Source organism: Citrobacter amalonaticus, from assembly GCF_018323885.1.
Lineage (GTDB): Bacteria > Pseudomonadota > Gammaproteobacteria > Enterobacterales > Enterobacteriaceae > Citrobacter_A > Citrobacter_A amalonaticus.
The window spans coordinates 2022639-2034093 of the sequence record NZ_AP024585.1 but is presented as its reverse complement, the minus strand read 5'-3'; the positions used below and the strand labels follow the sequence as shown (position 1 = coordinate 2034093).

General features: G+C 52.1%; 15 protein-coding genes and 1 pseudogene. 9 read left to right on the top strand and 7 right to left on the bottom strand.

From position 1 onward, the window contains the following. Positions 1 to 60: 60 nt before the first annotated feature. Positions 61 to 1242 (top strand): CynX/NimT family MFS transporter, encoded by a 1182-nt coding sequence (locus KI228_RS09510; RefSeq protein ID WP_141227502.1) that lies wholly within the window; start codon positions 61 to 63, stop codon positions 1240 to 1242. Between the two features lie 35 nt (positions 1243 to 1277). Here the strand turns inward: KI228_RS09510 and KI228_RS09505 are convergent, their stop codons facing one another. After that, on the bottom strand, positions 1278 to 1985 hold the full coding sequence (locus tag KI228_RS09505; RefSeq protein ID WP_044254889.1) for a CTP synthase C-terminal region-related (seleno)protein: 708 nt from the start codon (positions 1983 to 1985) through the stop codon (positions 1278 to 1280). A gap of 154 nt (positions 1986 to 2139) precedes the next feature. On the opposite strand from KI228_RS09505, the gene KI228_RS09500 reads away from it, so the two are divergent. After that, positions 2140 to 2649 carry a 2-thiouracil desulfurase family protein gene (locus KI228_RS09500; RefSeq protein WP_044265507.1) on the top strand — a complete coding sequence of 170 codons (510 nt, stop codon included), beginning with the start codon at positions 2140 to 2142 and terminating at the stop codon, positions 2647 to 2649. Next, on the top strand, positions 2633 to 2980 hold the full coding sequence (locus tag KI228_RS09495) for a DUF488 domain-containing protein (protein WP_043000934.1): 348 nt from the start codon (positions 2633 to 2635) through the stop codon (positions 2978 to 2980). Before KI228_RS09500 ends, KI228_RS09495 begins: the two co-directional genes overlap by 17 nt. On the opposite strand, the gene KI228_RS09490 is transcribed toward KI228_RS09495, so the two are convergent. Then, on the bottom strand, positions 2966 to 3277 hold the full coding sequence (locus KI228_RS09490) for a hypothetical protein (protein ID WP_044254899.1): 312 nt from the start codon (positions 3275 to 3277) through the stop codon (positions 2966 to 2968). The two genes, KI228_RS09495 and KI228_RS09490, sit on opposite strands and share 15 nt — an antisense overlap. Positions 3278 to 3465: 188 nt before the next feature. On the opposite strand from KI228_RS09490, the gene KI228_RS09485 reads away from it, so the two are divergent. Then, complete coding sequence (locus KI228_RS09485) at positions 3466 to 3564, top strand: YoaK family small membrane protein (protein WP_042287604.1); 99 nt, start codon at positions 3466 to 3468, stop codon at positions 3562 to 3564. 3 nt (positions 3565 to 3567) lie between these two features. Next, on the top strand, positions 3568 to 3642 hold the full coding sequence (gene yoaJ / locus KI228_RS09480; RefSeq protein ID WP_086513017.1) for a protein YoaJ: 75 nt from the start codon (positions 3568 to 3570) through the stop codon (positions 3640 to 3642). Between the two features lie 62 nt (positions 3643 to 3704). Here yoaJ and KI228_RS09475 read toward each other — a convergent pair whose 3' ends face one another. After that, positions 3705 to 3953 (bottom strand): GlsB/YeaQ/YmgE family stress response membrane protein, encoded by a 249-nt coding sequence (locus KI228_RS09475; RefSeq protein WP_043000937.1) that lies wholly within the window; start codon positions 3951 to 3953, stop codon positions 3705 to 3707. A 462-nt stretch (positions 3954 to 4415) separates the two neighbouring features. On the opposite strand from KI228_RS09475, the gene fdhF reads away from it, so the two are divergent. Both fdhF and KI228_RS09465 read left to right on the top strand, forming a co-directional pair. Further along, positions 4416 to 6563 carry a formate dehydrogenase subunit alpha gene (fdhF, locus tag KI228_RS09470; protein WP_061070219.1) on the top strand — a complete coding sequence of 716 codons (2148 nt, stop codon included), beginning with the start codon at positions 4416 to 4418 and terminating at the stop codon, positions 6561 to 6563. A 113-nt stretch (positions 6564 to 6676) separates the two neighbouring features. Continuing rightward, positions 6677 to 6882 (top strand): annotated as a pseudogene (locus KI228_RS09465) (site-specific integrase); the annotation flags it as partial. 543 nt (positions 6883 to 7425) lie between these two features. Here KI228_RS09465 and KI228_RS09460 read toward each other — a convergent pair. The 3 genes from KI228_RS09460 to ycgZ form a co-directional block, all read right to left on the bottom strand. Then, on the bottom strand, positions 7426 to 7692 hold the full coding sequence (locus KI228_RS09460) for a biofilm development regulator YmgB/AriR family protein (RefSeq protein WP_043001947.1): 267 nt from the start codon (positions 7690 to 7692) through the stop codon (positions 7426 to 7428). A gap of 41 nt (positions 7693 to 7733) precedes the next feature. After that, positions 7734 to 8039 carry a hypothetical protein gene (locus tag KI228_RS09455; RefSeq protein ID WP_061070221.1) on the bottom strand — a complete coding sequence of 102 codons (306 nt, stop codon included), beginning with the start codon at positions 8037 to 8039 and terminating at the stop codon, positions 7734 to 7736. A 70-nt stretch (positions 8040 to 8109) separates the two neighbouring features. Next, positions 8110 to 8349, bottom strand: a complete 240-nt coding sequence (gene ycgZ / locus KI228_RS09450; protein WP_043000940.1) for a regulatory protein YcgZ — start codon at positions 8347 to 8349, stop codon at positions 8110 to 8112. 324 nt (positions 8350 to 8673) lie between these two features. On the opposite strand from ycgZ, the gene KI228_RS09445 reads away from it, so the two are divergent. Further along, entirely contained in the window at positions 8674 to 9894 is a 1221-nt protein-coding gene (locus tag KI228_RS09445) for a diguanylate phosphodiesterase (RefSeq protein ID WP_043000941.1), read from the top strand. Positions 9895 to 10115: 221 nt separating this feature from the next. Further along, the gene (locus KI228_RS09440; protein ID WP_061070222.1) at positions 10116 to 10847 is read left to right on the top strand and encodes a MerR family transcriptional regulator; all 732 of its coding nucleotides are present in this window, start codon (positions 10116 to 10118) and stop codon (positions 10845 to 10847) included. A 43-nt stretch (positions 10848 to 10890) separates the two neighbouring features. On the opposite strand, the gene KI228_RS24580 is transcribed toward KI228_RS09440, so the two are convergent. After that, complete coding sequence (locus KI228_RS24580) at positions 10891 to 11256, bottom strand: hypothetical protein (RefSeq protein ID WP_224267577.1); 366 nt, start codon at positions 11254 to 11256, stop codon at positions 10891 to 10893. Between the last annotated feature and the right edge of the window lie 199 nt (positions 11257 to 11455).

Sequence of the window (11455 nt, the reverse complement as noted above, 5' to 3'; positions counted from 1 at the left end):
TGATTCACAACACAGATAAACGCGGTAAGGTACGGCCTCACCTGTTGATATGAGAGAACAATGACTTCTTCACCACCACGCGGCAACCACGGTGCCCTGCTGATTGCCGGTATCCTGATGATTGCCACCACGCTGCGCGTGACGTTTACCGGCGCCGCCCCTTTGCTGGAAGCGATTCGCACGGACTATGGTCTTACGACTGCCCAGACGGGATTATTAACCACCCTGCCGCTGTTGGCGTTTGCGCTGGTTTCTCCGCTTGCCGCTGGCATTGCCCGCCGTATTGGCATGGAACGCAGTCTCTTCGCGGCAATGCTGCTGATTTGCGGCGGAGTTGCCGTGCGCTCACTGCCGGACGCCTCTTTACTGTTTCTTGGCACTGCCATCATTGGCTGCGGTATCGCCCTCGGCAACGTGCTACTGCCAGGGCTTATCAAACGCGATTTCTCGCAGCACGTCGCCAGACTGACCGGTGCTTATTCCCTGACGATGGGTGCTGCCGCCGCGTTGGGCTCCGCGCTGGTGGTTCCGCTGGCGCTAAGTGGGTTTGGCTGGCGCGGGGCGTTGCTGCTGTTGATGGTGTTTCCGCTACTGGCGTTGCTGATCTGGCTGCCGCAGTGGCGTCATGCCGCCCACGCGAACGTAACCACCTCGCGCACCCTGCACGCACGCGGCATCTGGCGTTCACCGCTGGCCTGGCAGGTGACGTTATTTCTTGGAATTAACTCGCTTATCTATTACGTGATTATCGGCTGGCTGCCAGCAATCTTAATTAGCCACGGCTACAGCGAGGCGCAGGCCGGTTCGCTGCATGGTTTGCTCCAGTTAGCAACCGCCTCTCCCGGTTTACTCATTCCGCTGGTGCTGCACCGTTTTCACGATCAGCGCTGCATCGCCGCACTGGTGTCGTTGATGTGCGCTGTGGGTGCCGCTGGCTTCTGGTTTATGCCGGATCAGGCGGTGCTATGGACGCTGCTGTTTGGATTCGGCTCCGGTGCAACGATGATTCTGGGGCTGACCTTTATCGGCCTGCGCGCCAGTTCTGCGCATCAGGCGGCAGCGCTTTCCGGCATGGCGCAATCCGTCGGTTATCTGTTAGCCGCTTGCGGGCCGCCGCTGATGGGCAGGATCCATGACGCCCAGGGAGACTGGCAGATCCCACTGCTGACCGTTGCGGCGCTGGCGATAGCGATGGCGATATTCGGTTTCTATGCGGGACGAAATAAAGAGATTACCGCCTGATAAGCTCAGGGCAGACGTGATGTCTGCCCTACTGATTAGCCTCGCGCAGCGCGCAGCATCGCTTGCGCCAGGGGAACCGGTTTCCCCGCAAGAGCGCCACGTTCAGGCTGGAAAAGCGTGGCGACAAAGAACGGATGCGTCACCAATTCCACCGCCCGAATATCCCCGTTATCATCCCAGCCGGTCACCCGCAGATCACCGCTATCCAGTTCAGCCGCAAACGCCTCAGCAATGCCGTAGTTACACTGATAGCCCTCCGAAATCACCGGCTGACCATAGGCTTTAGCAATCAGCGTATTGGGCCGCAGTTCAACATCGTCGGTTTTTTCCACCAGCGAACAGGCAAGTGGCGCAATAACCATCCGGCCCGTTGTGTCAGTTTCCGCATGGGCAGCATCTGACCAGCCCAGCACATTACGCGCATATTCAAGGATGGCGTGTTGAAAACCGCCACAGGTTCCCAGGAAAGGAATGCTGTTTTCGCGGGCATAACGGATGGCCGTCAACGCGCCTTCGGTATTTTTATAGGGGCTGCCAGGCACCACCCAGATGGCGTCATAGCCCACCAGATCTTCTGCACTGGTGATTTCAGTGCTGGACAGCCAGTCGTAATCCGCTAGCAGTTCCAGAACCGCAGCAGCGTCGTCGATGGCCAGAGGAATCGCCTGATGCGCCGTGATGCCAGCGTTGTAATCACCCACCAGCGCAATACGCAGCGTATCTTTTACAGGGGATATTTCCATGGAGAATTCCTTACGTCAGAACAATTGGGGACAACATAAGGAACCTCAGCCTACCGATCTTTTACTGCCATCACAATCCCTTAATTTAGGGATGAACGCATGCGAAGTGATATAGTGATCGGGAGCAGTTTTTCTGCCGGACGAGGCAAATGCGATGAAAAGTAAGGTTTTAGTGAGCGCTTGCCTGATGGGGCTGAAAGTGCGTTATAACGGCAGCGAGAAAGCGCATCCCGCTGCGATACTGGCGCGTTTGCAGGCAGAACAGCGTCTGGTCATCCATTGCCCTGAACTGGCCGCAGGCTTGCCGACACCACGCCCATCGGCGGAAATTGTTCGGGCCGATGGCAACGATGTGATGTACGGGCGCGCATCCATTGTGGAAAAGAACGGTCAAGATGTCACCGGGCACTATCAGCTTGCCGCCTGGCTGGCGCTGCGCACGGCACAGGAGACCGGCTGTGACGTTGCGCTACTCACCGACGGTAGTCCGACATGCGGCAGTCAGTTTATCTACGATGGCAGCTTCAGCGGACAACGTCATCCCGGTATGGGAGTGGCCACCGCGCTGCTACGCCAGCACGGAATCACGGTTTTTTCCGACCAACAGCTCGATGAGTTTTGCGCCTGGATTGAGGAGAATGACAAACATGAATATTCAGTGTAAACGCGTCTACGACCCGGCAGAAGACAGCGACGGCTACCGGGTGCTGGTTGACCGACTGTGGCCACGCGGGATCAAAAAAGCGGATCTCGTGCTCAATGAGTGGGTCAAAGCGCTCGCTCCCTCGACAGAGCTGCGCAAAGCTTTTCACGCAGAAACGATCGATTTTCAGCATTTTACTGAGCAGTACCGCGCGGAACTTGTCACGCAGAAGAAGGAAGGCGAGCGGCTGGCGCAGATTGCCCGCCAGCAGACACTGACGCTGCTGTACGCCGCCAAAAACAGCGAACAAAATCACGCCCTTGTGCTGGCAGACTGGCTACGCGAGTTGTGATTCGCGGGTAACCGTCGATTCAGGCTGAATATCCGGCAACAGAGGCATCAAGTGTTCCGCTCTGACCCAGGCAAAACCCTGCTGCCCGTTTGCCGACACCACCTCCCCCGTCACCAGCCAGAGCGCACGTGGCGTCTCTTTCGGCAGCATGGTGGTAAATCCATTTATGGGATTAATAAATACCTCACCCGGCTGGCAGAGATGGAACAATTCCACCGTCTTGCCGATATTGCCGCGTCCGGCCGATGTTTTCGCACCAATAATCAGCGCCAGGGTGCCCGGCTTTAGCTGGAACATACTTCTCTCGTTGCGCGCTTGCGACTGTGTTTAAGATAATTCTGAGAAATAATAGCCTGCCGAAAGCGTACTTGTCACGTCCTGGCGACTCGCAGAATAAGCGAAAAGCGTGAGGACAAAACCCCTTTTGTCACCCATTAACCCCTGTTATCCTTGCAGCTCTTTGCATAATTCAGACAGGTGATCGCATGAGACTGGGCATACTGTTTCCCGTCGTCATTTTTATTACGGCCGTGGTTTTTTTGGCCTGGTTTTTTATCGGTGGCTATGCCGCACCGGGGGCGTAAATCATGAAAAAAACGACGCTGATTATGATTGTCGTCGCGATAGTCGTGGTGCTGGGTACCGAACTGGGTTGGTGGTAACGCCAGGTCTGAAATGACAAAGGCCACCCTCAGGTCGCCTTTTGTCAGTCAATTATTGCGCCTTAGCTTTTGATTTTTCTGTAAATAAGCAGGACGACGATAGCACCAATAACCGCCACCACAAAGCTGCCGAAATTAAAACCATCGACTTTCCCAAAACCAAGCAGCGTACTGATCCAGCCGCCCACTACGGCACCGACGATCCCCAGGATGATCGTCATAAAGAACCCACCACCATCCTTACCAGGCATAATCCACTTCGCCAGAATACCTGCAATCAGACCAAAAATAATCCATGAAATAATGCCCATTTTTTCCTCACTTATCGATTTTACAGTAGCGGTTTATTCGCCGTTAAAAAGGATAGCACATCGTCAGGAAATTGAAGTTTGTGATGAACATCACTTAATTGAACGTGCTGATTTCTCCCATGAAAGATGGGGTTGCAAACTTAGATGATAAAGATTATCTTTCTCATCACTGAATAGTTGAGTAAATAACTCGGGTATTCAGTACGACATTGCTCACATTGCTTCCAGTATGTCTTGCCCGCCTCTGTGCGGGCTTTTTTTTGACGTCCGTTCGTCATTTATGTCGAATCCGCTGTCATTTTTCCTGCAGCTTGTGCCTCGTTCCGCGTCAGCCCAGGCTTTGCCACTCTGGCACGTATTGTGCTTATCCCCTGCGTCATGACGACAACCCGAAGCTTCAGCGGCTCCGCTCAGGCTTCGTCACAATTCGCGCTATTTCAGCTTTTAACAGGTCTGTTATTGATGAAAAAAATCACCAGTGTCTGTCCCTACTGTGGGGCCGGGTGCAAGCTCAAGCTTGTTGTTGAAAATAACAAAATCATCCGTGCTGAAGCGGCTGAGGGGGTGACTAACCAGAACCAACTTTGTCTGAAAGGGTACTATGGTTGGGATTTCCTTAACGATACCCGCCTTTTGACTCCCCGCCTCACCCGCCCATTGATCCGCTACCAGAAAGGCGACAAATTTACCCCGGTCACCTGGGATGAAGCCATCCGCTATACCGCCCGACGTTTACTGGAAATCCGCGACAACGCGGGCCCTCGCGCCATTATGACAACCGGTTCTTCTCGCGGTACCGGCAATGAAACCAACTATGTGATGCAGAAATTCGCCCGCGCGGTTCTCAACACCAACAACGTGGACTGCTGCGCCCGCGTGTGTCACGGGCCTTCGGTCGCTGGCCTCCAGGAAACGCTGGGCAATGGTGCAATGAGTAATTCCATCAGCGACATCGAAAACTCAAAATGTCTGCTGATCTTCGGTTATAACTGCGCAGACTCTCACCCAATTGTGGCGCGCCGGGTGATCAAAGCGCGGCAGAATGGCGCGAAGATCATCGTCTGCGATCCCCGCCGTATTGAAACCGCACGCATTGCTGACCAGCATCTGCAACTGAATAACGGGTGCAACATGGCGCTGGTGAATGCGTTTGGTTACGTCCTCATTGACGAACTGCTTTACGACAAGGAGTACGTGAATAAGCACACGCAGGGGCTGGATGCTTACTGGCAAACGGTTAAAGACTATGCGCCGGAAGCAGTCGAGCATTTAACCGGCGTTCCGGCGTCGCAGGTTCGTCAGGCGATGCGGACCTTTGCCGCCGCCCCTTCCGCGACAGTGATGTGGGGAATGGGCGTGACGCAGTTCGGTCAGGCCGTGGACGTGGTGCGTGGATTATCGAGCCTTGCCCTGCTGACCGGTAACCTGGGTCGTCCACACGTCGGCGTCGGGCCGGTTCGCGGGCAGAACAACGTCCAGGGTGCCTGCGACATGGGCGTATTACCGAATCTTTTTCCGGGATATCAGGATGTCACCGATGCGGCCGTCAGAGAGAAGTTCGCCAGAGCCTGGGGCATTGACGCCAGCCGGATGGATGACAAGGTCGGCACACGCATTACCGAAGTCCCGCATCTGGCGCTGGAAGGGAAAATTAAAGCCTACTACATCATGGGGGAAGATCCGCTGCAAACGGAAGCCGATCTGGGGCTGGTGCGTGACGGTTTCGCGGCGCTGGATTTTGTCGTGGTGCAGGATATCTTTATGACCAAAACCGCCGAGATGGCGGACGTCATTTTACCCGCCACCTCCTGGGGCGAGCACGGCGGCGTATTCACCTGCGCCGATCGCGGCTTCCAGCGTTTCGAAAAGGCCGTTGACCCCACTGGCGACGTGAAGCGAGACTGGGAAATTATCAGCCTGCTCGCCAGTGAAATGGGCTATCCCATGCACTATGAAAACAATCAACAGATCTGGGATGAGATGCGTGAACTGTGTCCGCTGTTCTACGGCGTCACCTGGGAAAAGATGGGCGACCTGGGGCATATCCAGTGGCCCTGCCCCGACCTCGACCATCCCGGCACGCCCTATCTGTATGAAAACAGCCGCTTCGACACGCCAGACGGTAAAGGCAAGCTGTTTGCTGCACCGTGGCGCGCACCCGCGGAAGTGCCTGACGAGGCCTATCCGCTGGTTCTGTGTACGGTGCGCGAAGTCGGTCACTACTCCTGTCGTTCCATGACCGGCAACTGTGCCGCCCTGCAGGCGCTTGCCGATGAGCCTGGCTATGTGCAGATCAGCACGCAGGATGCGCAAAAGGCAGGAATTCGCCATCGCGACCTGGTGTGGGTCAGCTCACGTCGGGGAAAAGTGATCAGTCGGGCGGATGTCTCCGGGCGCATCAATCAGGGAGCGGTGTACATGACCTATCAATGGTGGATTGGCGCGTGTAATGAACTCACGCAGGATAATCTCGACCCTATCTCAAAGACGCCGGAAACTAAGTATTGTGCGGTTAATATCGAGAAGATCGACGATCAGTCGTGGGCTGAACGCTATGCCGCGCAGGCCTATAGTGACATGAAGACGCGCCTTTGCGAGGCGATAGGATAACGGAACGGACGTAATAACGGGAGCCTGATGGCTCCCGTTCACATACAGCCCAGAATCTGGAGTACATGCTTTTGATGATCGCGTCTGCGGCTTCGAACTACGGCATGTGACGCATCAATTTTAGCAAAGCAAGAGACCTTGCAGGCATTGAATGGGGAGAAGGAACGCTGGCAATTTTCCATGAACAGAGATTATTATTTGAGCGTCTGTACAAAGTACAGGGTTAGATATACAAAAACTACCTGGCCATAAAACGCATCAACAAACCGATCGTTATCACGATGACTGCGGCAAAGGATGGAGCAAAGTAGCGTTGTGAAAATTTAAGTGTCCCAACGCCACCTTGAACTTCATCTCATCACACATGAAAAAGAACTAAACAGTCCGCTATAAGCGAAAAACAGACATAGACTTATCCAGACTCTAAAGGGATTCAAATGTAGCCGATGTAGCTCTCTGGGATAATTACACATTAGCGACTGAATCGCCTCGAGTTTTAATCTTCGCACCACCTGAACATTCTGCACGTTTGTTCCAAACGTCACTTCCGTCATGAGAATAATTTTGCTGCCACCTCGATCGCAGTTATATTTCAGGACGTCAATGTATTGGTTCTCGGTTAAAAACACGTATCGTATTGCAGTATTCCCAAAGGAGATGTGTTCTAAAATGCTTTCCATTCCCCGCCTGAGATAATTATCTGACAACCAGAGGTCGGCATGCGCTGACTGCACCTAGTTTTCGCTACGCATGATTTATTTTCCAGTTCAGGAAAACCAGGAATATAAGGTCGGCAATAATCGACTGACCCAACGCTGAGCATTTAAATAGAGCAGAAAATTGACTTCCCCCGTTAAATACATCAAATATCGTCTATAGTATGTCCGACAACAATTTCCAGGGTTTTTCTTATCACATCTGCATGTACGATGTCATCCGTGACTTCCAGCGTTTGTATCAGAGATAAAATGATATTTTTGTTATTAATATGCTCACCCTTTATAAGAATATGGCGTATAGCTGCGCCCAAAACCATTGCTTCTTCAGCAAGGGCGTCGCCGGCATGACGAAAATAATCTGAAAGGACGTGATCAGGCAAAGCACTATAAATATCAGGTTGTTGTGTGATTGCTGTGTTCATCATTTTCACCATCATTAAAAGTTAAGCGTTTAGTGAATTTTTCCTTTTCCTGGCTTCAGGGTTGCCCCTGAAAGTGAGCGGACGGTGTCCATTTGACCGCTACGTCTGGATGTCGGTGTTGACGTTGCTTTATCAGCTATCACCGCTTCAATGTAAGAAATAATTAGCGGAAATACCTCTCGACGACGGGCGTCCATTTCAGTTTCCTGCATAACGCGGAGTTGAGTGACCAGGGCCATTGAATTCACCGCCGCTTTACGTTTCAGCAGCGTCAACACTGCCTGGCCGATAAGTTCGTCTGTGAGTTGTTCAATGTCACTTCTGTTCATCATCATTCTCTCTTCTGCCGTGTTGCCAGGGACAGGAACACAGCATCATGTTGATTCACGATTTTAATACGAGGGCTCAGCGCTCAAAAAGCAAACCAATCAGCGCGTTATAATGACCCTCCTCTTCTACACAGGTCGCTTTTTCCAGACGACCAAGTAATTTTGTACACAGTGTCTTGCGATTCAGATTGCGCCCGTCCATTAGAATTTCCACCACAATCTGCCCCAATGTTTCCTGCTGAGTCGGCAAATTGGCCTTACTGAAATACTGCGCAATGGCGTTAGCTGTATCTGAAATGTAACCATTTTGCTGCATGAGTCTCTCCTGTGCGAATCAGTAAAAGGTTAATGCTGCGTTATTCAAAGTTAGAAAAATTGTACACAAAACCTGTACAAATGCATGATTTCATTTTTGACAAAAAGTGCTAATGGTTTATTTTCAATAAGTTATAACTTATACATAGGTATTGTTCTGATAGTTATCTGTACACTACTTTGAGGCTCATTTTTTGGTGATGCCATCGCTATCCTCCACTTCCAACCCCACCTGCCACTTTTAAGTAAAACTTTCGTTAATTTAATGTGTTATATCTCCTCCGTTCTGTTAGGGTTAAACATCATTCCTCAATGCCGGAAAATCATGCTCACTACCATTATCTACCGCAGTCATCTCTGTGATGACGTCCCGGTGAAGGCGCTCGAAAGTATGGTCGCCGCCGCTAACCTTACAAATGGGCGTGCTGACGTGACAGGCATTTTGCTGTTTAACGGCACACATTTTTTTCAGCTGCTTGAAGGCCCTGATGAAAACGTAAGGGCTATTTATCAGGCGATTTGTGAAGACAAGCGCCACTATAATGTTGTCGAACTGCTGTGCGATCACGGTCCCTCCCGCCGCTTTGGGAAAGTGGGAATGGAGCTATTTGATTTACGAGAACATGATCGGGAGGAGGTATTACAGACCATTCTCGATAAGGGCACATCCCGATACCAACTTACCTACAACGACCGTGCGCTGCAGTTCTTCCGCACCTTCGTGGAAGCCACTGAAAAAGAGAACTATTTTGAGATCCCTCCCTCTGACACGTGGGATTTTATTGCGACCGAATCCGCTCGCACGATTCCCCTGACGTCAGTCAGTGAGGAGGCCAATTGCAGCTTTGCTTTTCAGCCCATCATCGATCCTTTTGCTCAGGAAATTGTCTCTCTGGAAGCGCTGCTGCGAACCCGTTCGGGTGATTCGCCACAGCGCTATTTTGACAATATTAAGGGCGACGATATTTATCTGGCCGACCTGGAAAGTAAGAAAGTCGCTTTTACACTGGCGACCTCACTGGGTCTGCGCGATCAGGTTTTGTCCGTGAATCTGTTGCCCATGACGTTGGTGAAGGTGCCGGATGCAGCCAGCTATTTGCTCAATGCTATTGCTGACAGTGGTCTTGTTCCGGAACAGATCATCGTTGAGTTCACTGAACGCGAGGTTATCTCCGAGTTTGAAGCCTTTACGGAGACGGTGAGAACCCTGAAATCCTCTGGGATCAGTATCGCCCTCGATCACTTTGGTGCCGGTTTTGGCGGTCTGCGGCTGCTGGCGCAGTTCCAACCCGATCGCATCAAAATTAATCGCGACCTCATTTGCGATGTTCATAAAAGCGGCCCACGACAGGCCATCATCCAGGCCATGATTAAGTGCTGTGCGTCTCTGGAAATTGCGATATCAGCCGTCGGGGTTGAAAAGCCCGAAGAATGGATGTGGCTGGAATCGGCGGGTATTTCTCAGTTCCAGGGGCATCTTTTTGCCGCGCCTTGCTTCTGTGGAATTCCACCGGTTGCATGGCCTGAGAAAAAAACACCGCTGTAATCCTCTTATTTCACCTGCTGTATTCATGGCGGCAGGTGAACCTCGCTACACCATCAGGGGATGCTGTACACGTTTCCTGTCTCATCAGTCTTGTTTACCTGACGTTCATTATTTTTAGCTAGGCTTACTACGAGGCTGTTGTACAATAAACAATAAATTGTACAAACACGGCTGATTCGTTAGCTTGTAAGGAACGATTCGGTCCACGTATGAGGGACACTATGGGATTTTACAGCATAGGCGATGTCGCTGAACGATGCGGTATCAACCCCGTTACCCTGCGCGCCTGGCAACGGCGCTATGGATTGTTAAAGCCCCGGCGCAGCGAAGGCGGCCATCGTCAGTTTGATGAAGACGATATCCAGCGCATTGAAGAGATCAAGCGATGGATTAAAAGCGGTGTGCCGGTAAGCAAGGTCAAAGTGTTGCTGGAACAAAGCACTGTGGCAACCCATAATGACTGGACCACTTTGCAGGAAGAAATGATGGGCGTGCTGCGTTTTGCTCATCCGGACAGGTTACGGGCCAAAATCGGTGCTCTTGCCCGTGAGCATACTTCAGACGATCTTATCGATCACATTTTCGTTCCCGTACGCCAACGCCTTAACCTCGACCATAATACAGCCCGCATCATGTGCAGCTTGCTTGATGGCGTGCTGATTGAATTTGTGACCGCCTGTATGTCCGAAGCCCGCAAAAAAGCAGGCAAAGATGCGTTGTTGATTGGCTGGGATACCGAAGACCGCGCACGTCTGTGGCTGGAAGCCTGGCGTTTGTCTCAGCAAGGCTGGCACATCGCCGTACTGGCTGAACCGCTGGATTCTCCACGTCCGGAACTCTTTCCTGGACAACAGTTGTTTGTCTGGACCGGCATCGAACCGACCCGCCGCCAGCAGGAATTGCTTCAGCATTGGCACGAGCAGGGTTATTCGCTGGTCTTTCACCATCCCTGATGCCATCACCGTTCGTCCATGATCTCACCCTGAGTGACGCTGTTCATACTCCAATCTCCTTAATGTGGGAGAGATGAGCAGGATTGTTCCTTATGAGCGAAAAACGGCCTAAAGTTGTTGTTTCAAACATGCGAAGATGACCGATCTCCTGCCTGGTTTCAAAAGGACGACAGACTGCCAGTCCTGCGGGGAAATGACTTCGGCTCAAGCGCCCTTGTACATGGGCAATAACGCGTTGATGAGCGTTTGCCGCCGTAGCTTCAGTGATTTGTTTCGCCATTTCAGGAACAGCCCCACCACATACGGAGTACCAGACCTCACAACCGGCATTTAATCCCAGCCCCGCATACGTATCGCCACTGATAGCGATGGTTACGCCAGCGCGCAGATGTTGACGTAACGCATTCACCCGCTCAGTCGCTGCAGCAGGGCTATCCGGGACGCCAGGGATCTTGACCGCGCGAACACCTCAAATGATGAGAGACGACCATGTAGTTCGCCCGAAAAGGTAAAATGCGTAATGCCATCTCTTTTTACCGTAAGGTTGGGTTTACCGAAGTGGGTGAACATATCTTCCAGGTTGGGCTGATCCGCAAAGAGATATCATT